This window comes from Shewanella sp. MR-4, from assembly GCF_000014685.1.
GTDB lineage: Bacteria > Pseudomonadota > Gammaproteobacteria > Enterobacterales > Shewanellaceae > Shewanella.
The window spans coordinates 1901310-1921431 of sequence record NC_008321.1; the positions used below are offsets into that span (position 1 = coordinate 1901310).

The following is a 20122-nucleotide window of genomic DNA, read 5'->3' on the forward strand; positions in this document are numbered from 1 at the left end:
CAATAATGTAGGATGTAACATGAAAGATAACTCACCAACAATTATTTATACCGAAACCGATGAAGCGCCAGCACTGGCAACGCTTTCTCTGTTACCTATCATCAAAACCTTTACCGATGCGGCGGGTGTTGCGGTTGAAACCCGTGATATTTCTTTATCGGGCCGTGTGATTGCAAATTTCCCTGAAAAACTGACTGACGCGCAAAAAATTGGCGATCACTTAGCTGAGCTGGGCGAATTAGCCAATCAACCTGAAGCAAACATCATCAAACTGCCAAACATCAGTGCCTCGATTCCGCAGTTAAAAGCCTGTATTTTAGAGCTGCAACAGAAAGGTTACGACATTCCAAATTATCCTGACGAGCCAAAGACTGACGAAGAAAAGTCTATCAAAGCCCGTTACGACAAGATCAAAGGCAGTGCGGTAAACCCAGTACTGCGTGAAGGTAACTCTGATCGCCGCGCGCCGCTTTCAGTGAAAAACTTCGCCAAGAAAAACCCGCACTCTATGGGTAAATGGAGTAAAGAGTCACAATCTCACGTTGCTCACATGAGCGAAGGTGACTTCTACGGTAGCGAGCAGTCTGTGACTCTGGCTAACGCCGACACAGTTAACATCGTATTGTCGCAAAAAGACGGTCAAGACGTGGTATTGAAATCTGGCCTGAAACTGCTAGCTGGTGAGATCATCGACGCGTCAGTGATGAGCAAAAAAGCCTTAGTGAGCTTCTTTGAGCGTGAAATCTCCAATGCCAAGGCCGAAAACGTGTTGTTATCACTGCACCTTAAAGCCACCATGATGAAAGTGTCTGATCCCATTATGTTCGGCCACGCAGTGAAAGTGTTCTTCAAACCTGTGTTTGATAAACATGCGTCATTATTTGCTGAGCTAGGCGTTGATGTGAACAACGGCTTTGGCGATGTATACGCCAAAATCGCTGGTTTACCCGCCGATGTCCGTGCACAAATTGAAGCCGATATCGCTGCTGTTTATGCTGAGCGCCCAGCGCTGGCGATGGTGGATTCTGATAAAGGCATCACCAACTTACACGTACCAAGCGACATCATTATCGATGCTTCTATGCCTGCGGCGATTCGTTCATCAGGCCAAATGTGGGGCCCTGATGGCAAGTTGCACGACACTAAAGCGCTGATCCCAGACCGTTGCTACGCGGGTGTGTATCAAGAAACTATCGCTTTCTGTAAAGAACACGGAGCCTTCGATCCAAGCACTATGGGCAGTGTGCCAAACGTTGGTCTGATGGCGCAAAAAGCCGAAGAATACGGTAGCCACGATAAAACCTTCGAAATCCCAGCCGATGGCGTAGTTAACGTGATTGATGCCAGTGGCAAAGTGTTAATGAGCCACAACGTTGAAGCGGGCGATATTTGGAGAATGTGCCAAGTTAAAGATGCGCCAATTCGCGACTGGGTGAAATTAGCTGTACGCCGTGCACGCTTAAGCAATACTCCTGCGGTATTCTGGTTAGATGCGAATCGTGCCCACGATGCGCAGCTGATTGCTAAAGTGAAGCAATATCTGCCTGAGCATGATACAAGCGGTTTAGAAATCAGCATCATGTCACCAGAAGAAGCGACTCGTTTCTCATTAGTGCGTATTAAAGAAGGTAAAGATACTATTTCTGTTACCGGTAACGTACTGCGTGACTACCTGACTGACTTATTCCCAATTCTCGAACTGGGTACCAGTGCTAAGATGCTGTCTATCGTGCCATTAATGAATGGTGGCGGCCTGTTCGAAACGGGTGCGGGCGGTAGTGCGCCTAAACACGTACAACAGGTTGAAAAAGAAGGTCACTTACGTTGGGACTCTCTGGGTGAATTCCTGGCTTTAGCGGCTTCTTTAGAGCATTTAAGCCAAACAGTGGGTAACCCTAAGGCACAAGTACTGGCGGATACTTTAGATCAAGCCATCGGTCAGTTCTTAGATAGCAATAAGTCGCCATCAAGACGCGTTGGTGAACTAGATAACCGTGGTAGCCATTTCTATCTGGCGATGTACTGGGCACAAGCATTAGCTGCACAAAGCAAAGACGAGCAGTTACAAGCTCACTTTATTCCACTGGCTCACGCACTAGCTGCCAATGAGCAAGTGATTGTTGCTGAGTTAAACAATGCGCAAGGTGCACCAGTGGATTTAGGCGGTTACTACCGTTTAGATGCTGCAAAAGCTGAAAAAGCCATGCGCCCAAGTGAAACACTGAACAAGTTATTAATTGCTTAACGATTTATCGTTAACTTAGCATTGTCTCGTCCTGAAATAAGTTGACACTTATTTCCATCTAAAACGCTCGATGAACCTCATCGGGCGTTTTGTATTTTAAGGCCAAATGTGGCCGTCGTTTATTATAGATGGCGACCGCTTCTGCCACCATCTGTCGCACCTCCTCCAGCGTTGCGGGCTTATGTGGCTTTGTTCGCTGAGTCGATTTAGGAAACAAAGCCCCCAAGGCTTGTTCTTATGCATTAGTATTTGCTAGTCTAGCCCGCATACTAAGGGTTTTGCTTTGGCATGGATCGTTTAGGACATTGGAACTTAGCTTTCTAATCAGGCACCTTTGTCTGCCTCTTTGCTTTAGAACCGAGCATACTTTCGATCTAAACAAACTTTCGATGTAAACATACTCACAACGGCTTAGGGACGACCCTAAATACGCCGATATCAATTTGGGGACGACCCCGTATGGGAGTTCTCTATGAGCTGGTTTCTATTAATTCTTGCTGGGCTATTTGAAATTGGTTGGGCCATCGGGCTTAAGTACACCGACGGATTTAGCCGCCTCTGGCCGAGTGTCTTTACTGTGTTCTCCATGACAGTGAGTGTGGTGCTATTGGGGCTGGCGGTGAAACAGCTACCAATAGGCACGGCCTATGGGGTTTGGGTCGGCATCGGTGCCATGGGCACCGCGATTGCGGGCATTATTCTCTTAGGCGAAGGGGTAAGCTTGCTGAAAATTGTCAGTTTAATCCTCATTTTGCTTGGTGTTCTTGGTTTAAAACTCGCTCATTAATCAATTCACTTCCCCAAGGAAGCGCTCGCCCCAGATGTATACGATTGGTAAAGATGTTTGAAGAAATCTAGGAATATTCTCCTGAAAAAACAACGCATCTTAGACGGTAATCGAGATTGCCAATCGTATGCATCGTCTATTGTCTCTGGTAATTAAGTTACAAAGCCCGATATAATTACACCTCCAAATTGGTTATTTCTAACCTCTGTGACCCGTGGGAATTATATAATGCAAAACCACAGCAATCTTAATGACATTGGCGTGATTGGCCTTGGCGTGATGGGCAAAAACCTCGCGCTAAACATTGCCGACAATCAATATCGCGTCAGTGCCTTCGACCTCGATCCTGTTAAAGTCAACGGTGTTTTACAGCAAGAAAAACAAGAACGTGTAGGACAGGATCTGCGAATTACAGGCTGTGCTAATCTTTCAGAAATGTTAGCAAGCCTCGCTCAACCCCGTATTCTCGTGCTCTCAGTCCCTGCGGGGGCGCCTGTGGATGGGGTATGTCATGCCTTGATTTCTGCCGGTATCGAAGCGGACGACATCGTTATCGATACGGGCAACAGTCTTTGGACGGACACCGTTGAACGCGAAAAGCGTTACCAAGGGAAATTTATCTTCTTCAGCTCGGCGGTTTCGGGCGGGGAAGTGGGTGCTCGTTTTGGCCCTTCATTAATGCCAAGTGGCGATCTTGGAGCTTGGCAGCATGTGGCGCCGATTTGGAAGGCCATTGCTGCTAAGGTTGATCCTCAAACTGGGCTGCCGATTGAGCGTTTTGAGCCGGGTAATCCCGTGACCGAAGGTGAGCCTTGCACGACCTATATTGGTCCTGCTGGCGCCGGACATTATGTGAAAATGGTGCATAACGGGATTGAATACGCCGATATGCAGCTGATTTGCGAAGCCTATCAGTTAATGCACGATGGCTTAGGCATGAGTGCAGCTCAAGTGGGTGAGGTGTTTGAACGCTGGAATAAGGGCAGTTTAAACAGCTATCTGATGGGGATCAGCGCCGAGGTGCTCAAACAGGCGGATCCGCTAACCGGTCTGCCATTAGTTGAGATGATCCTCGATAAAGCTGGTCAAAAGGGCACTGGCCTTTGGACTGCGGTGAGCAGTTTGCAAATTGGTTGTCCGGCTCCCACTATTGCCGAAGCGGTTTATGCGCGCGCGGTGAGCACCCAAAAATCCCTCCGTGTTGAGCTTAGTAAAAAGCTCGCAGGTCCTGTCTCTGTGGCGATGGATGATGCTCAAAAAGCCGTCTTAATCGATGCCTTAGAGAGTGCGCTCTATTGCGCTAAAGTGTGTTGCTACGCGCAGGGCTTCCAATTGATGGCGATGACGGCGCAGGAGCAAAAATGGCAGCTCGATTTTGCTGAAATCGCGAAGATTTGGCGTGCGGGTTGTATTATTCGTGCCACCTTCTTGCAATCTATCACTCAAGCTTATCAAGCGGATGCGGACTTAAGCTGTTTATTGATGGCCGACACCTTTGCAACTACCTTGTCGGAAAAACAAACCGAGTGGCGCAGTGCTGTGGCGGCGGCTGTGATGCAAGGGATCCCCGTGCCTTGCATTAGTTCGGCATTGGCCTATTACGACAGTTATCGCAGCGAGACCCTGCCAGCAAACTTGCTTCAAGGTCAAAGGGACTTTTTCGGTGCCCACACCTTTGAGCGCTCAGATAAGCCCGCTGGCGAGAAATATCATTTAGATTGGAGTGCCCCAAACAGGGTATTAATCAAACTCTAAATAAATCGTACAAAGGCCCCTAAATAGGGGCTTTTTTATCGGGTTAATTTATTATGACAACCAATAATTGTATGAACATTGTTAACTAAATAATGGGTTAACCGTTTATCATTCTATATTTTTAATGCTATTTATTTTGATGTTGCAAAATTTTAATAGAACATAAATATTAAAAAATGTAAAAAATTATGTATATTTAATGGTTTATCGTTCTGTAACTTACATAAAAATTAAATAACTAACCCTATGTTATTTATGTGATTTATATTATTAAATAAGTCTTTATTATTATTTTTTATTATCCATTTATAATTTGATTCGCTTATAAATTGACCTGATTAAATTATTCAGTTTTCCATTCTATTTATATTTGTTTTTACAATTATTTCTTTTATGTTAAACCTTTGCTTCCCTTTTGAAACTTGTATTTTATAAGGATTAATAGGGTATAACTAAAATAACAGCACTTAATGCGGAATATGATTTATCAATTTATTAAGCCAAATTAAGTTGCATGAAGTAATGACAAGAAGGAATGTCTACTATGCGTATGTCCATTGTTGCATTAAGTATCACGGCGGCCTTATTGGCTGGCTGTGGTAGCGATGATAAGAAGGCTCCGGCACCTGTGCCTAAAGTGAATACCGCCCCAACGACGGCGGATATGACTGTGGATGTGTCGCAGTCGATTCTTTTTACTGGAAAACTGGAAGCGAGTGATGCCGAAGGCGGTCTGACCTATTCATTGGTTGATCCGGCCGATCTTAAATTGGGCACCTTTACGCTAGTCAATAAGAGCACGGGTGAATTTACCTATGCCTCCGATGCCTCTGAAGGCACTGAAGTGGTTCGCTTTAAAGTGTCCGACGGCCAATTACAGGCTGAAGCCAATCTGACAATCAATATCAAGCATGGGGATCCACTCTTTACCTACCAATGGCATTTAAAAAACACCGGACAGAATGCCTTTGCGGCTCACCGCGGTGTTGCCGGTGAAGATATGAATGTGAGCGGTGCTATGTCTGCTCAAGCCATGGGACAGGACATTACCGTTGCCGTGGTGGACGATGGTTTAGAGATTGCACACCCAGACTTGATGAACAACACGGTCAATGGTGGTTCTTATAATTTGATTACCGGCACAGTTGACCCAACACCTTTCTCGGGTAAGTCGGGCCACGGTACTGCCGTTGGTGGGATTATTGCGGCCGAAGGCTGGAATGGTATCGGCGGTCGTGGTGTTGCGCCCAAGGCTAAGTTGATCGGCTTTAACTTTTTAGATCAAGACCCAACGGGTAAAGTCGAGAACGTTCAAACATTTGAAAACTTTGCTAAATCACATGGTGCCAGTGCCTATAGTGATAGCGCGCGAGTCTTTAACCAAAGTTATGGTTACAGCGTTCCATTCCCTGATGTGTTTGATGAGGATGAAACCGAAGTTTATCAAGATATTGCAACCCAAAGCTTCGATGGTAAAGGCAGTATTTTCGTTAAATCTGCGGGTAACGGCTATAACTACTATCGTTTTCGTACCTTCTGGCTGCCTGGAGATTACTTCACTGCAACGGCGGGAAATCCTGCTAACCATGGCTTACCTTTCCATAACTCCAACATGTCCTCTGACAATGCTAACGTTTATAACTTAGTGGTCAGCGCAATTAACGCTAAGGGCGAGCTTTCTAGCTACTCATCGGTGGGCTCGAACATTTTCGTCACTGCACCGGGTGGTGAATATGGTGATGACAATCCAGCGATTGTGACCACCGACCGTATGGGATGTGAGAATGGTTACGCGATTGCCGAAGACAGACCAAGCACGCCATTCCACGGTGGTTTGAACCCATTAAACTCTAACTGTGACTACACATCGACCATGAACGGCACCTCGTCTGCGGCGCCAAATACCTCGGGTGCAGTGGCGGTGATCATGAGTGCGAATCCAGATCTTTCTTGGCGTGATGTTCGCTATATTCTTGCCAAGACGGCAACCAAAGTGGATACGGATATTGCGCCTAAAACAGTGACCATAGGTGAGGGTGAAGCCGCTCCAGTGTATACGGCTATCCCAGGCTGGTTGCAGAACGCAGCCGGGTTCTCTTTCCATAACCTCTATGGTTTTGGTCGAGTGGATCTTACCGAAGCCGTTAGACTGGCTAAATCCTATGCCGAAGATTTAGGCGACTATGTGGTTACTGAGTGGCAAGCAAGCCCTGCGCTCACTAAGGCTATCCCCGATGCGGATGTTAACGGTGTGACTGATACCCAAGTGGTTGCAGACGATTTAGTGATTGAAGCCGTGCAAATTGAGCTGACGGCCGACCACCTGCGTCTACCGGATTTAGCGGTCGAGCTGATTTCGCCGGCTGGCACTAAGAGTGTGTTGATGACACCTTATAACGGTTTAGTTTACCAAGGTGTCATGGATAAAAATGACCCCAAAGATCTCGTTACTGGCTACGATGCAACACCTATGTTGTCGAATGCCTTCTATGGCGAATCATCAAAAGGTGAATGGACAATCAAGCTGATTGATGTGAATAGCGGTAGCTATTCCTTTATCAAGTTTGATAAAGGCACTACACCAATTGCTATCCCTAACGAAGCCGATGGCAAGCTGAAAGGTTGGTCAATTCGTTTCCATGGTCATGCTGCCAAGTCTGCATCTTAAGGAGTAATCAATGAAAGCGTTAAATTTATCGTTAGTGGCTGTGGCCCTTTCACTGTCGGTGCAGGCGATGGCACATGACAAAGTCGATTTTTCAGAAGCACAAGCTGAGACTAAAGGAATGAGCCGTGCTGAGTTTTTAGGTTTGGATACTCCTTACTTTGTAAAAACTGAGTCAGGGGTTAAGCAGGCTAAACAGTTGGTCAAAGGGCAAAAAGTGGTAACCCAATCGGGTAAGGCCTTTGCCGAAATGACTGGTAAATTAGTGGTTAAGCTAAAGCCTGGTGTGTCGGCTGCCGATTTTGCTAAGGCCCATGGCCTAAAAGTAGCTTGGCAAAATAACAATAACTTATTGTTGCTTGCTGCCGAAGAGGGCACAGATCTGCTCGGTTTAATCCAAGCGGTTAAAGCCTCGCCTGAGGTTGAGCGCGCCAAACTTGACCGCGCACTCGCCAAGCAAGAAATCCAATAATCATCTTGTTAGGTTAACATTGCATAAAGGGCCGCAAGGCCCTTTATTATTGTGGTGGTCTGCTCAATAGCAGTGATAAAAGTGGGCAAGTTGAGATAAAAACTGTGGATAGTTAACTGCTTAATAGTAAATCTTGTGGTCCCAGGTGGGCTTGGTGATTACAATCTGCTCTTAAGGCTTATGTTTTTAGTGACTGCAGCCAATACCTTGCGGCTGAAGACAACGCACCTCAAACACCTAACTTAAACTCTTAAATCAAGCTCCTAACTACAACACCTATATGAACTACTGGAATAGCGATAACTTTGAAGGATTAAAGGCGATAGGGACTCAGTATTCGGCCCGGAAGGGGTATGAACTTTTTGGTCAATATTGCCTGCAAAAAGAACAAGGACTAAAGAAGCAAGCGATTGCGACGGTAAACCAATTCGTGTCGCACTGTAAGAGCCTGTCCTTGGCAGATCAGAGGCACATCGCAGAGGAGCTATCCTCCTTAGGCTTTTGGCACCGTGAAACACACCAGTTACTGGCTTATCCGCTCATAGTTCTACTAAAAGGCGTGCTGACCCAATGGATGTTAGATGAGCCCAACAATCTCATCCCCCACAAATGGTTAGGCTTTATTGCTGGGGATGCCGATTTCTATGAAAGGGCGTTAGTGCTCGAGCCTACCGATGAAATTTGTCTCACTCAAGTCGCGTTGTCTCATTTAAACAGTGTCGATTTTCAGACCCACCATCTATCGGAATCGGTGTTGCTGGGTGATATATCACGGGCAAAAGACTCGCTAGCGTTAGCACAAGCATTAATCACGCGATTACCGACGATTGAGCGTAAATCAAGGCTGCAAAACAGGCATGATTATTACCTGTCGATGGTTAATTGCTGGGAGGAGTATTCCACTCTTGCTGGGGATGAGCCTTTTCCAGATTGGTGCGCCGCCAAAGGCGAACAGTTTGATTTTTGGTCCATTATTTATTATCAACGCTGAGCGAATGTATTCGCCGTGTAGGCACGACTGAGCGTGATTTGGGACAAATTAGGTCACAACGACCGCAGATGACAGGTTTGTCGTTAAACTTGAAATAGCCGCAGTGTTTGGTAACTTGGAATAAAGCTGTTAGTACAATTCAGTGGAGTGAAGCTATGCAACAAAGCCCAACTATGCAAGAAAACCTAATCAGATCTGCTATCGTGACGGCGCAAGATGGTGTGGCGCGAGCCGATGGCCAGTTAACTGTCACCGAGCAGATGGTTTGTTTTTCTCCCTACAATAAAACCTTAGGACTTGGGCCATATCAGCTGCAAAGAAAGGATATCGCCAAGGTTGAATCCTGTTGGGGTAAGGGCGGAGGCATTTTACCTGTAACTTCTGATGCGATAAAAATCACCTTGGATGATGGCAGTGTGTATCAATTTATTTTGGCCAGCCCCCAGGAGTGGTTGAATCTGCTTAGTCATTAGCTCTGCAACTGCTGGCTGATTAATGAGTGTCAAATTCAAACGACATATCTTGAGCTTGCGATACCTTGATAAATTGCTTAGACGCTTTGCTTTGCGGCTAATTGGACTAAGTTTTCCCATAGCGCTTGTGCCACAGGTCCTAAGGGCGAGTGGGGCGGGCGCATCACATAGTAATCGAGTTGGATAAGGTTTTGCCTTTCTCGCATCTCCAGTGGCTGTAAACTTCCATCCGCAAGGGCTTGTTCCACCAAATAATATGGCAATTTTCCCCAGCCCATGCCGCTCTGGATCAGCATTTTCTTCGTATAAAAATCATTCACATACCAACGGCGTTGCCCTGCTTGAACGCCAAACTCGATATTGGCTGTGCCTGTGCCAGTATCTTGGATCACAATTTGGTACTCGTTCACCAATTCGCGCACATGGCTCAGGGTGGGATGCCGGCTCAGTAAGCGCGGTGAGGCCACATCTAAAAGATTGCCCGAAAACAAATAGGCCAGCTCAAAATGGCTTGAGCGTATCGGCTCAATGCCGCCTGCAGAAATCGCAATATCGGCTTCGCCCTGATTTAAAGCCTCGAGTGCCCCGGTTAAATATTCTTGTTTTAGAATGATTTGTGTGTGTGGGAACTCATTTTGCGTTTGCTCCAGCATCGGCAATATGCGAGCAAGATTAAAGGAGGCCTCAAAGGCTAAGGTGATGCTGGCTTCGTTGCCTTTGGCTAAATGTTTGGCGACTTGCCGCATCTCCTGGGCTTCGTTCAGTACCCGCTGGGCATATTGCAGCAACTTTCGTCCCTCTTGGGTGAGGGCTAATCGATAACCTTGGCGGTCGAACAGTATTAAATCCAACTGGGATTCTAGCTGTTTAATGCTCTGACTGATCGCGGGCTGTGTCTTATGAAGTTTGTCACTGGCGGCTTTTAGCGAGCCAGCGAGGGCGACGGTATTGAACATCAGCAACTGTTCTAAGGTCATGGCAAGACTCTTAAACAAATAAAGAATTATTTTAGGAGATGTTAGATATTATTCCATATTTATTTATTTTTTGTGGGCGCATAATTCCGCCTTATGACAGTAGTGGGCTCAAAATGAGTCCACTACTTTGCGTTTAGGGCGCCGTTTAGCGAGCAATTAAGGCTGGGCTTGGTGCTAATAATAAAGAGTAATGAGGTAGTTATGTCGATCAATCAATTATGTTTAGCCAAAGGCAACCAAGAGAAAACTGCGGCCGAGACTGACCCTCAAAAACTTTTTGTCTGTGCTAATACCTTAAATCGTGCGGCGGTGGTGGTGACATTAGCGCTGAGCATAGTGTTTTTCGTTTCGGGTATGGGCAAGTTACTCAGCGTGCCGTTTTTCCATGTGCCCTTTAGCGTCATGAACTTACCCACGGGCTTTGGCTACTTTATTGGTGTGATCGAAGTGCTGGGCGCCCTTGGCATCGGCTGGCGCGAATATCGGGTCGTGTCAGCAACAGTATTACTGTCGGTAATGATGGGGGCCATTTATTATCACTTTAATTATGAAACGACTCTGAGTGCGTTGCCTGCATTGTCTTTATCTGCGCTGTTGTTTTTAATTATTAAGCTCGATGAAACCGTCAATAAATTAGTGCGTTTTCAACGTCAGCTGGTGGATATGAAAGCGATTTTCTGACCGTTGCCACAACGCTGGCAAGTTACGATTTACAAGTCACAACTAACGGTTTCATCAAGAGAAGTTAACTATGACGCACGCGAATACCAGTTTAATGCCAGTGTTATTTGTTCCCCATGGTGGCGGGCATTTACCGCTACTCAATGATGCAAATCATCGGGAGTTAAGGGCATTTTTATCCAAGGTTTCAGATACTATCCCGACCCCCAAGGCCATTGTATTAGTGACCGCCCACTGGGAAGAGGCGCAGGTGACACTGTCTAGCCATCCCCATCCTGGCATGCTGTTCGACTATTATGGCTTTCCTCCTGAGGCCTATACGCTTTCTTATCCCGCGCCCGGTGAGCCGCAACTCGCCGAAACCATTGCCGATTTACTCAAGGCGAGTGGAATCGAGGTGCGACTCGACAATCAGCGAGCCTTCGATCATGGTACCTTTGTGCCACTTAAGTTGATGTACCCTGAGGCGAATATTCCAGTTGTGCAAATGTCCTTAGTGCAGCATCTAGATCCGAGTGCCCATATTGCTATCGGCGAGGCCCTCGCGGTATTGCGCGCGCAAGGGGGGTTGATTGTGGGGTCTGGCATGTCGTTTCACAATATGCGCGCGTTTTTCTCCAGCGATCCTAAGGTGTTGCCTCGCAGCCAAGGGTTTGATACTTGGTTAACCGATGTGGTGACATCAGGCGATAGCCACGCCAAGGCACAATTAATTGATTGGCAATCGGCGCCGGAGGCACGTTTTAGCCACCCAAGGGAAGAGCACTTAATTCCTTTGCATGTGTGTTTTGGGGCGGCGCATTTGCAGACGCCAAAAGCCACACATCAATTTAGTGGCCTGTTATTTAACACAGCAATATCGGGTTACCTCTGGTCCTAATCAGCCCCTAAAGCAAAAGGTTCGTCATGTTGCGTATTAAACGCATCGTGACGAACCTTTTTATATTTAAAGCCTTGTCTATTTTAACCTAGCCGCCTTGTGGGCTGGTTTTTCTCTCAACTCTGGGTAATCCCGAGACCTTGATATTCCCGTTTATGCGGTAAACACCAGTCCCACGCTAAATAGGGTACTGAATATCATGGTGAGTTTTGCCGTGCGCCCTAACAGTGGATTGAGCGCTTCACCCGATACGGCATAGAAATCGCTGCTGAGTTTACGGGCGATAAGCAGGGATAAGCCCGCCAGCAGTACCGGTAAGCCCGGCAGAATGCCCAGTAAGAATCCTGCGATCACTAAACCAAAGGGCAAGTAAATTAAGGCTTGATACAAGACTTTGGCCTGCGCCTCGCCAATCCTCACCGCGAGCGTATGTTTGCCCGCTTGGGTGTCGGTGCGAATATCACGGGTGTTGTTGACCAACATAATGGCGGCGTTAAATAAACCAATGGCACAGCCAAGTAGCCAGGCATTCATATTGGTATCACCCGCCTGCAGATAATAACTGCCAACCACAGCCACTAAACCAAAAAACACAAAAGCGGCGACTTCACCTAGCCCGTGTGATGCCAAAGGATAGGGGCCGCCGCTGTAGCCGAGGGCGCCTAAAATGGCCGCCGCCGCTAAAATCGCAATCGGCCAGCCTCCGTGCCAAATCAAATACGAGCCTACGGTTAAAGCCAGCACTAAGCATAGGATCATCGCATTACGTACTTTATGGGGGGGGATCATGCCACTCTGGGTGACGCGAACCGGGCCGAGCCGTTCGGCGGTATCGATGCCGTTTTTAAAGTCAAAGTAGTCATTGGCGAGGTTGACGGCGATCTGCAATAGGATGGCGCACAACATCGAGGTGGCGGCAATTAACCAGTTAAAACGCTCAAGGTGCAGTGCCAGAATATTACCGATTAATAGGGGACCGATTGCCGCGGGTAAGGTGCGGGGCCTGATGGCTAAAATCCAAGGATTCATGATGTCCAGTCGTTATCTAAGAAAAGAATTGGGTAGTGAACAGCGTCATAGCATAACAAGAATTTGGCTTAAAGTGAGCACTATCTAATACACGCATGTAATAGAGTTTGAATTGGCGCACAGATGTTTCGCTTTCAGGGGAAAGATTTGTCGCCAAGTTCAAAGAAAATCCACTATGCCTGTGTTTTTATATCCCCTGTGATCCACTGCCAAACATCGGTTAAGCCGATGAACTTCACCCCTATTTTTGCAATAACCAGAGCTGTGAGGTGAAAGGTTTAGTGTGGCGTTTAGCGTGAATGTCAATGATAAGGATACGATAGGATGCGTTTCGATAATCGAGTGGCGTTGGTAACGGGAGCAGGCTCCGGGCTAGGGAGAGCCTATGCCATTATGTTGGCTGAGCGGGGCGCCAAACTGGTATTAGTTGACCAACCTAAGGGAAGTCCATCCCAAGGCGAGGCATTGAGGGCAACTAGCTCTTCTAACTTAACTCATGCAACTAACGCAGAGCTGCAGCAAACCCATCAGGCCATTTTAAAGCTTGGGGGAGAATGCCTGTATTTTGAAGTAGATGTTAGCCAGCAGGATGATGTCAAGGTGATGGTGAATCGTCTACAGCAAGATTGGCAACGCGTGGATATTTTGATCAATAACGCAGGGGTTTACGGCGCGTGCTCCTTCGAGCATATCCAACAAGCCGACTGGCAGCGACAGTTTCATGTGGATGTGAACGGCAGTTTTTATCTTACTCAGGCCCTGTGGCCGCTGATGAAGACCCATGGTTATGGCCGAATTTTGATGACCACGGGGGTGTCGGCGTTGTTTGGCGACTTACATCAGGTTCCGTTCAGCGCTGCCAAGATGGCTCTCGTCGGTATGGTGAATAGCCTTTCCTTAGAGGGCGAGCAGTATAACATCCATATCAATAGCCTGTGCCCGCAGGCACTCACGGCCATGACCGATAAACACTTAGCCCCAGCGATTCAACCGCTTTTTTCCTTTGATACTGTCACGGCGACTATGGCATTTTTAGTCAGTGGTGCTGCGCCTAATGGCCAGCATCTGCTCGCGGGGGCGGGCAGTGTGAGTCATGGGATGTTTGCCGAATTTCAGTCCATCTATTTCAGTGAGGGGCTGTGTACACCTGATAAACTGGTCAAGTACTGGCCCGAGTTGCATTATGCCTTTCCGATTAATTTGCATACCTGCGGCGAAGATAAAGTGCTGGCTTGGTCAAAACAGAGTGCCCTTGAGCATCATATTAAAATTGAGTAGTGCTTTGGGCGTGCTGAAGCTACAAGATGCAATAAGCTATCGACTCTCTACTGGTCAGCCCTAGTCTAACTGAGTTACCCTTGGGCATTAGTTGCTAATTTTCAGTAGGATCCCATGAGTCAGGTATTAGACGATCTCTTATCATTATTATCCCTCGAGCAAATTGAAATCGGGCTGTTTCGTGGTCAAAGCCAAGACTTAGGATTTGGGCATGTATTTGGTGGCCAAGTGATGGGGCAAGCCCTGAGCGCCGCCAAGCAAACCGTGCCAGCCGAGCGTAAAGTCCATTCGCTGCACTCTTATTTTTTACGCGCAGGGGATGAGAAGCTCCCCATAGTCTATGAAGTGGAGAATATGCGTGACGGCGGCAGTTTCAGTGCTAGACGCGTGAGCGCAATACAAAAGGGGCGGCCGATTTTTCATATGACCTGCTCCTTCCAAGAGCCTGAGGCAGGCTTTGACCATCAAGCCCAAATGCCTGAGGTGCCGGGTCCTGAAGGGTTATTGAATCAAAATGAGTTGGCGATGACCTTAAGGGATAAAGTGCCTGCGCGCATTCTCGAAAAGTTTATGGAAGATGCGCCGATTGAGATGCGCTTAGTCAATCCTTTGCATCCCTTCGCGCCCAAAGAAACTGAACCCTATCGCTATGTGTGGCTAAGGGCGAATGGGCCAATGCCAACGGATGCCCATATTCACGAGTATTTGCTGGCCTACGCCTCTGACTTTAATTTTTTAGTCACGGCGGCTCAGCCCCATGGCGTGTCTTTTTTAACGCCGGGGATCCGCATGGCAACAATCGATCATGCTATGTGGTTCCATCGCCCAATTAATATGGGAGAATGGTTGCTCTACAGTATCGACAGTCCCACCGCCAGCGGTGGACGAGGTTATGTACGAGGCCAATTTTTTAATCAGCAGGGTGAGCTGGTCGCCTCGACGACTCAAGAGGGGCTGATCCGTATGGTAAAAGGAAGTTAATATGTTGATGAAAATAAAGTTGTTTATGTCATTTTTACTGGTGACATTTGCCTTAAGTGGCTGCGTGACGGTTCAACCCGATCCTCCAGTGGTGGTTAATGGTGCTGCGGGCTATTTGGAAAAAATTCTCCTGCCTCCAGGCAGTGAAATTACCATTGCGATTATCGATTTGAATACCCCCGGCGTCATCATTGCCCAAAAGAGCTTTAATATCGCCAGAGCGCCAGTGCCGTTTAAGTTCTTATTACCGGCACAATCTATCGATAAACGCATTAATTACGGCGTGGTGGCCATGATCAAGTATCAGGATAAGGTGATTTTTCAAACCTATGACCGCTTCCCTGTGATTAATAATGATAAATACACCACTGAAGTATTGATGAAAGCGGTTCGCACTGAGCAGTAGGCTGAGTGTTTTAAAGCCTATTGGCAGGATGTGCGAATGCATTTTATCCAAAAGGGGAGTTAATCCCCTTTTTTATTATGCGGTTTAGCGGTTTTTCATTAAAAATTCCACAAAGGCGCGGTCGGCTTGGCTGACGGGGCGCTGCTTTTTCCACGCGATATGCAGATTTAAAAACACCGGTGGGTCAAAGGGTTTGGCGAGAATGTCGTCTTTTGGGCTGATGGCCATTTCGAGCACGCTAGTGATCCCAAATCCCTGGGAGACAATCTGTTTAATTAAGTTAATCAGGTTAGTCTCAAAGGCAATATTGGGCTTTTTACCCAATTCTTTGGCCTGGGAGAGGATCCATTCCCGGTGGAAATAGCCAGTTTTAAACATCACTAATTCATGGTCAAAGAAGTCGTTGAGGCTGACGGCAGGATGATCGGCGAGCGGATGCTCGGCGCCCATGGCGATCACCATCTGCTCACGGATCAACAATTGGCTATCGAAGTCACTCTGTAAATCTTGGGCGGTAATGATGGCGATATCCACTTCTTCCTGCTGTAACATCCGTAGCGCGTCACGGGTACCGCCTTCAAACAGTGACAGCTTTAGCTCGGGATATTGATGGCGAAAGGCCATAAGTCGAGAGGGCAGATAGAAGGAGCCCAGCATGCCTGGCACCGCTATCCGCACTTCCCCTGAGGTGAGATTCGCCATAGCGCGGATTTGCGCTTCGGCCTGTTTGATTTGTTTTAGGATTAAAGTGGCATGTTGATGCAGCACTAAGCCTTCGGCGGTGAGCGCGAGGTGCTTGTCATTCTTATTACTAGTGCGATTAATCAGTGTCACCCCAAGCGACTGCTCGAGCCGTTTAATGCTTTGGCTTAGGGCCGGCTGCGCCATATTGAGCTTCTTGGCCGCGGCGGTAAAACTGCCAGTATTGGCCAGTGCATCTAAATGTTTAAGTTGGCGTATATCCATGATTATTCATCTTTTATGCTGGATTGTATCTATGCTCGAGAGCACTGTGCTCTAAGGGTTAATAATGCGCTACAACCCAGTACAGTCGTATCTCGCATTGCTTGGCCGATAACAGAGTGTATCGCAACTGTTAGCTATAACAAAAATCAATAATTTCAATATAAATTATCTATTATTGTTATGTTATGCCCAGTGCTAATCTTTGTCTATCCTGAGAGTGATGCGTTATCGAGGCCAAAAGTGCAAGCCGTGTTAGACACTATTATCGACAGTAAACAACGTGATACCCGACTGATGTGGGCCCTGTGTGTGGCTTCCGTGGTGGTGTATATCAATCTGTATTTGATGCAGGGCATGTTACCGCTGATCGCCGAGCATTTTGCGGTATCGGGCTCTAAGGCAACCCTTATCCTTTCGGTTACCAGCTTTTCGCTGGCGTTTTCGCTGTTAATTTATGCGGTTGTGTCCGACAGAATTGGCCGCCACACGCCGATTGTCGTGAGTCTCTGGCTACTGGCGCTGTCGAATCTGCTGTTGATTTGGGCTGGGGATTTTAATGCTCTTGTCTACGTACGCTTTTTACAGGGCGTGCTGTTAGCGGCGGTGCCCGCCATTGCAATGGCCTATTTTAAGGAGCAACTCTCGCCAAGCACTATGCTCAAAGCCGCGGGTATTTATATCATGGCCAACAGTATCGGCGGGATTGTCGGTCGGTTACTGGGCGGGGTGATGTCGCAGTTTTTATCTTGGCAAGAGTCCATGTGGCTGCTGTTTTTAGTCACGCTTGCGGGCGTTGCCTTAACCAGTTATTTATTGCCTTCTGGCGCCGATGCACAGGCGGTATCGGGCGGACAAACCACCTCGCCAACACTGTCAAAACGGGCACGTTTATTACAGGATATTTATGGCTTTAGCCATCACCTAACCGATCCGCAGATGCGTTTAGCCTATGCCATCGGTGGGATCACTTTTATGATGATGGTGAATCAATTTAGCTTTATTCAGCTGCATTTGATGGCCGCACCCTACGAGTGGAGCCGTTTCCAAGCGACGTTGATCTTCCTGTGTTATTCCAGTGGTACCGTGGCTTCTTATTTTACTGCCAAATGGCTGGCCAAATTTGGTCAGCACAAGTTATACCAATGGTCTTGGTGCTTGATGTTACTGGGCAGTTTATTGACCCTGTTCGATACTCCAGTCACGATTTGTCTGGGCTTTTTGATGACGGCCTGTGGCTTTTTCCTAACCCACAGCTGCTGCAATTCTTTTGTGGCGATGCGCGCGAGTCGCGACCGCGCTAAAGCCACCTCACTGTATCTGTGTTGCTATTACTTAGGCGCCGCGCTGGGCGGGCCTTACTTGATGCTGTTTTGGCATAAAGCCGAGTGGCAGGGGGTAGTGATGGGATCATTAACACTCCTTGCCTTGATAGCCTTGTCGATTGCGCGTTTGCGTTATCACCAGACCCAAATGAACCGCGTCGAGGTATAGCGTAGGGCTTGGCGTTTGATGTTAAATATGAGTCTAGATACTGCCGCTCATCGTGTCGGCCATGTGGGCCCATCAGCATTCTCTTGTGATTCTCGTACTCATTCGGCAACTCATTCAAATTGAGATGCCGAAATTCATTGATAACGATCGATAGAATTTGAGTTGAATGGCTTGGATTCGGTTATTTGGACAAACTATTGTTCTAAGGGGAGAGGCCTTAGTGCACTGAGCAATTCGCGGCAAATGAAATCGCTTAAATGATTTATCATGGGCACAGCCTCATGGTAGGCTAGCGTATTCAAGATAATGCTTAAGTGGCGTTGACCATTGACCTCGTTTTAATGTCCGCCTTTCCAATAGATCAAGGTAATTCCCCATGACCCAAGCCAAATTCGTTGAAGGTTCGATTCTTCGTCATATCCTGGTGATGAGTTCGACCGCCGCGGTGGGGATTTCTGCCTTATTTGTGGTCGATTTACTCGATATTTTCTTCTTAAGTTTACTCGGCGAACATGAACTGGCCGCGGCGGTGGGCTATGCGGGCAGTATTTCGTTTTTTACGACTTCTATTGGTATCGGCCTCTCGATTGCGCTCGGCGCGTTAGTATCCCGCTCGATTGGTGCAAAGGATGTCGAGTTAGCTAAACGCCTCTTGCTCAATAGTGCGGCGGTGACCACCCTAATCAGCCTTTTTGTGAGTGTGGTGGTGACCTGTTTTATCCCCGAATTAGTGACTTTGGTAGGGGCGAGCGGCCATACCGCGGAACTTGCCGAGAGTTATCTGTACATTTTGGTGCCTTCTTTACCCTTTATTTGCCTTGCGATGGCCCTTGGCGGTGCGCTGCGTGCCGTTGGGGATGCCAAGCTGTCGATGATGTCGACCTTAGCGGGCGGCGGCGTTAATGCTGTGCTGGATCCGATTTTTATTTTCCTGTTTGCCATGGGGATTGAAGGCGCGGCACTGGCGTCGGTCCTTGCCCGTATAGCGGTCTTTATCATTGCCGGGCGCGGTGTTGTGGTAAAACATCAACTGCTAGGCAAATTTAACTTCAGCTATTTTGTTGCCGATCTCAAACCGATTTTCGCTATTGCCGGGCCTGCCATGCTGACGAATATCGCGACGCCCATTGGTAACGCCTTTGTGACCCGCGCGATTGCGGATTTTGGTGATGCCTATGTGGCCGGTTGGGCGGTGCTTGGCAGGTTAGTCCCGGTCACCTTTGGGATGATTTTTGCGTTATCCGGCGCCATTGGGCCGATTGTTGGGCAAAACTTTGGGGCGGGTCGATTCGACCGGGTGCGCGAGAGTTTAACCAAGGCGATTCAATTTTGTACCTTGTATGTGGTGGTGATGTCGCTGCTGCTGTTCTTGCTCAAATCGCAGGTGGTGAGCCTGTTCGATATGAAAGGCGATAGCGCGGCGCTTATCGAGTTTTTCTGTAGCTATATCGCGGTGTTTTTTACCTTCTCTGGCATTTTATTTGTGGCCAATGCTTCGTTTAATAATCTGGGCAAAGCGAAATACTCCACCTTGTTCAACGTCGGTAAAGCCACGTTAGGGACTGTGCCATTTGTGTATTTTGGCGCCCAGTGGGGCGGGGTATACGGTGTGTTAATCGGCCAAGTATTGGGCTCGATTCTGTTTGGGATTATGGGTGTGTGGGTGGCCTACCGATTAGTCGATAAAGTCGCACTGGCAAGCCGCGCGAGCGTGGCACAGCCCTTGGGGAACGAAACCGAAGAGGCGCAGGCTAAGTGCCAGCAACTGCTGGCGGGGGATGAGGAAGAAATTGCCAATTGTGTTGGCCAAAATCTGCCCTCATCTACGAGTCCGTTTTCATCCTCCCATGTGCAAATGGGCCAATTGACCGAAGAGCAGGAATGCGAGGCGGCCACGGCAGCGGTGGATTTTGATAAAGCAAAACCGAATACGCCGTAAACCCTGTGAAAGCTATGCTTTGTCATCATAAAAACTCATAAAATATAAAGGCCACTGAAAAGTGGCCTTTATATTTAAAACTAACATTTTTCAAATCAGCAGATTT

At 47.6% G+C, this 20122-nt stretch carries 17 protein-coding genes and 1 pseudogene; 14 read left to right on the forward strand and 4 right to left on the reverse strand.

Translation table 11 applies throughout. From position 1 onward, the window contains the following. Positions 1-19: 19 nt before the first annotated feature. Positions 20-2245, forward strand: coding sequence for an NADP-dependent isocitrate dehydrogenase (locus tag SHEWMR4_RS08515; RefSeq protein WP_011622386.1), 2226 nt, complete (start codon positions 20-22; stop codon positions 2243-2245). A 58-nt stretch (positions 2246-2303) separates the two neighbouring features. On the opposite strand, the pseudogene SHEWMR4_RS20735 reads toward SHEWMR4_RS08515, so the two are convergent. Next, positions 2304-2429: pseudogene (locus SHEWMR4_RS20735) on the reverse strand (integrase core domain-containing protein); the annotation flags it as partial. 288 nt (positions 2430-2717) lie between these two features. On the opposite strand from SHEWMR4_RS20735, the gene sugE reads away from it, so the two are divergent. The 6 genes from sugE to SHEWMR4_RS08545 all read left to right on the forward strand — a co-directional run bounded on the left by sugE (position 2718) and on the right by SHEWMR4_RS08545 (position 9388). Then, complete coding sequence (gene sugE / locus SHEWMR4_RS08520; RefSeq protein ID WP_011622387.1) at positions 2718-3032, forward strand: quaternary ammonium compound efflux SMR transporter SugE; 315 nt, start codon at positions 2718-2720, stop codon at positions 3030-3032. Positions 3033-3260: 228 nt separating this feature from the next. Continuing rightward, on the forward strand, positions 3261-4787 hold the full coding sequence (gndA, locus tag SHEWMR4_RS08525; protein WP_011622388.1) for an NADP-dependent phosphogluconate dehydrogenase: 1527 nt from the start codon (positions 3261-3263) through the stop codon (positions 4785-4787). Positions 4788-5331: 544 nt separating this feature from the next. Then, positions 5332-7455, forward strand: coding sequence for a S8 family serine peptidase (locus SHEWMR4_RS08530; RefSeq protein WP_011622389.1), 2124 nt, complete (start codon positions 5332-5334; stop codon positions 7453-7455). A 10-nt stretch (positions 7456-7465) separates the two neighbouring features. After that, complete coding sequence (locus SHEWMR4_RS08535; protein ID WP_011622390.1) at positions 7466-7924, forward strand: hypothetical protein; 459 nt, start codon at positions 7466-7468, stop codon at positions 7922-7924. Between the two features lie 280 nt (positions 7925-8204). Next, positions 8205-8915, forward strand: coding sequence for a hypothetical protein (locus SHEWMR4_RS08540; protein ID WP_011622391.1), 711 nt, complete (start codon positions 8205-8207; stop codon positions 8913-8915). Positions 8916-9070: 155 nt separating this feature from the next. Continuing rightward, positions 9071-9388, forward strand: coding sequence for a hypothetical protein (locus SHEWMR4_RS08545; RefSeq protein WP_011622392.1), 318 nt, complete (start codon positions 9071-9073; stop codon positions 9386-9388). A gap of 77 nt (positions 9389-9465) precedes the next feature. Here SHEWMR4_RS08545 and SHEWMR4_RS08550 read toward each other — a convergent pair whose 3' ends face one another. Beyond that, positions 9466-10365: a LysR family transcriptional regulator gene (locus tag SHEWMR4_RS08550; protein ID WP_011622393.1), complete on the reverse strand. Its 900-nt coding sequence runs from the start codon at positions 10363-10365 to the stop codon at positions 9466-9468. Between the two features lie 201 nt (positions 10366-10566). Between SHEWMR4_RS08550 and SHEWMR4_RS08555 the strand changes: the two genes are divergently transcribed. Continuing rightward, the gene (locus SHEWMR4_RS08555; protein ID WP_011622394.1) at positions 10567-11046 is read left to right on the forward strand and encodes a DoxX family protein; all 480 of its coding nucleotides are present in this window, start codon (positions 10567-10569) and stop codon (positions 11044-11046) included. 70 nt (positions 11047-11116) lie between these two features. Continuing rightward, entirely contained in the window at positions 11117-11926 is an 810-nt protein-coding gene (locus SHEWMR4_RS08560; RefSeq protein ID WP_011622395.1) for a DODA-type extradiol aromatic ring-opening family dioxygenase, read from the forward strand. A 153-nt stretch (positions 11927-12079) separates the two neighbouring features. Here the strand turns inward: SHEWMR4_RS08560 and SHEWMR4_RS08565 are convergent, their stop codons facing one another. Further along, positions 12080-12955, reverse strand: a complete 876-nt coding sequence (locus SHEWMR4_RS08565) for a 1,4-dihydroxy-2-naphthoate polyprenyltransferase (RefSeq protein WP_011622396.1) — start codon at positions 12953-12955, stop codon at positions 12080-12082. Positions 12956-13279: 324 nt separating this feature from the next. Here SHEWMR4_RS08565 and SHEWMR4_RS08570 point away from each other — a divergent pair, with 324 nt between their 5' ends. The 3 genes from SHEWMR4_RS08570 (at position 13280) to SHEWMR4_RS08580 (ending at position 15620) form a co-directional block, all read left to right on the forward strand. Beyond that, a complete protein-coding gene (locus SHEWMR4_RS08570) occupies positions 13280-14233 on the forward strand; it encodes an SDR family NAD(P)-dependent oxidoreductase (protein ID WP_011622397.1) in 954 nt (317 codons plus the stop codon). 114 nt (positions 14234-14347) lie between these two features. Next, entirely contained in the window at positions 14348-15214 is an 867-nt protein-coding gene (tesB, locus tag SHEWMR4_RS08575; RefSeq protein ID WP_011622398.1) for an acyl-CoA thioesterase II, read from the forward strand. Between the two features lies 1 nt (position 15215). Beyond that, a complete protein-coding gene (locus SHEWMR4_RS08580) occupies positions 15216-15620 on the forward strand; it encodes a YbaY family lipoprotein (protein WP_011622399.1) in 405 nt (134 codons plus the stop codon). 84 nt (positions 15621-15704) lie between these two features. Here the strand turns inward: SHEWMR4_RS08580 and SHEWMR4_RS08585 are convergent, their stop codons facing one another. Next, positions 15705-16586, reverse strand: coding sequence for a LysR family transcriptional regulator (locus tag SHEWMR4_RS08585; RefSeq protein WP_011622400.1), 882 nt, complete (start codon positions 16584-16586; stop codon positions 15705-15707). A 240-nt stretch (positions 16587-16826) separates the two neighbouring features. Here SHEWMR4_RS08585 and SHEWMR4_RS08590 point away from each other — a divergent pair, with 240 nt between their 5' ends. Both SHEWMR4_RS08590 and SHEWMR4_RS08595 read left to right on the forward strand, forming a co-directional pair. Then, positions 16827-18077, forward strand: a complete 1251-nt coding sequence (locus SHEWMR4_RS08590; protein WP_041408754.1) for an MFS transporter — start codon at positions 16827-16829, stop codon at positions 18075-18077. A gap of 376 nt (positions 18078-18453) precedes the next feature. Next, positions 18454-20016 (forward strand): MATE family efflux transporter, encoded by a 1563-nt coding sequence (locus SHEWMR4_RS08595; RefSeq protein WP_011622402.1) that lies wholly within the window; start codon positions 18454-18456, stop codon positions 20014-20016. The last annotated feature ends 106 nt before the right edge of the window (positions 20017-20122 follow it).

Bases quoted from the DNA above. Each gene is read 5' to 3' on its own strand.
- SHEWMR4_RS08540 (WP_011622391.1), top strand. From the start codon at position 8,205: ATGAACTACTGGAATAGCGATAACTTTGAAGGATTAAAGGCGATAGGG.
- sugE (WP_011622387.1), top strand. From the start codon at position 2,718: ATGAGCTGGTTTCTATTAATTCTTGCTGGGCTATTTGAAATTGGTTGG.
- SHEWMR4_RS08530 (WP_011622389.1), top strand. From the start codon at position 5,332: ATGCGTATGTCCATTGTTGCATTAAGTATCACGGCGGCCTTATTGGCT.
- SHEWMR4_RS08550 (WP_011622393.1), bottom strand. From the start codon at position 10,365: ATGACCTTAGAACAGTTGCTGATGTTCAATACCGTCGCCCTCGCTGGC.
- SHEWMR4_RS08595 (WP_011622402.1), top strand. From the start codon at position 18,454: ATGACCCAAGCCAAATTCGTTGAAGGTTCGATTCTTCGTCATATCCTG.
- SHEWMR4_RS08570 (WP_011622397.1), top strand. From the start codon at position 13,280: ATGCGTTTCGATAATCGAGTGGCGTTGGTAACGGGAGCAGGCTCCGGG.
- SHEWMR4_RS08560 (WP_011622395.1), top strand. From the start codon at position 11,117: ATGACGCACGCGAATACCAGTTTAATGCCAGTGTTATTTGTTCCCCAT.
- SHEWMR4_RS08545 (WP_011622392.1), top strand. From the start codon at position 9,071: ATGCAACAAAGCCCAACTATGCAAGAAAACCTAATCAGATCTGCTATC.
- SHEWMR4_RS08515 (WP_011622386.1), top strand. From the start codon at position 20: ATGAAAGATAACTCACCAACAATTATTTATACCGAAACCGATGAAGCG.
- SHEWMR4_RS08535 (WP_011622390.1), top strand. From the start codon at position 7,466: ATGAAAGCGTTAAATTTATCGTTAGTGGCTGTGGCCCTTTCACTGTCG.
- tesB (WP_011622398.1), top strand. From the start codon at position 14,348: ATGAGTCAGGTATTAGACGATCTCTTATCATTATTATCCCTCGAGCAA.
- SHEWMR4_RS08585 (WP_011622400.1), bottom strand. From the start codon at position 16,586: ATGGATATACGCCAACTTAAACATTTAGATGCACTGGCCAATACTGGC.
- gndA (WP_011622388.1), top strand. From the start codon at position 3,261: ATGCAAAACCACAGCAATCTTAATGACATTGGCGTGATTGGCCTTGGC.
- SHEWMR4_RS08555 (WP_011622394.1), top strand. From the start codon at position 10,567: ATGTCGATCAATCAATTATGTTTAGCCAAAGGCAACCAAGAGAAAACT.
- SHEWMR4_RS08580 (WP_011622399.1), top strand. From the start codon at position 15,216: ATGTTGATGAAAATAAAGTTGTTTATGTCATTTTTACTGGTGACATTT.
- SHEWMR4_RS08565 (WP_011622396.1), bottom strand. From the start codon at position 12,955: ATGAATCCTTGGATTTTAGCCATCAGGCCCCGCACCTTACCCGCGGCA.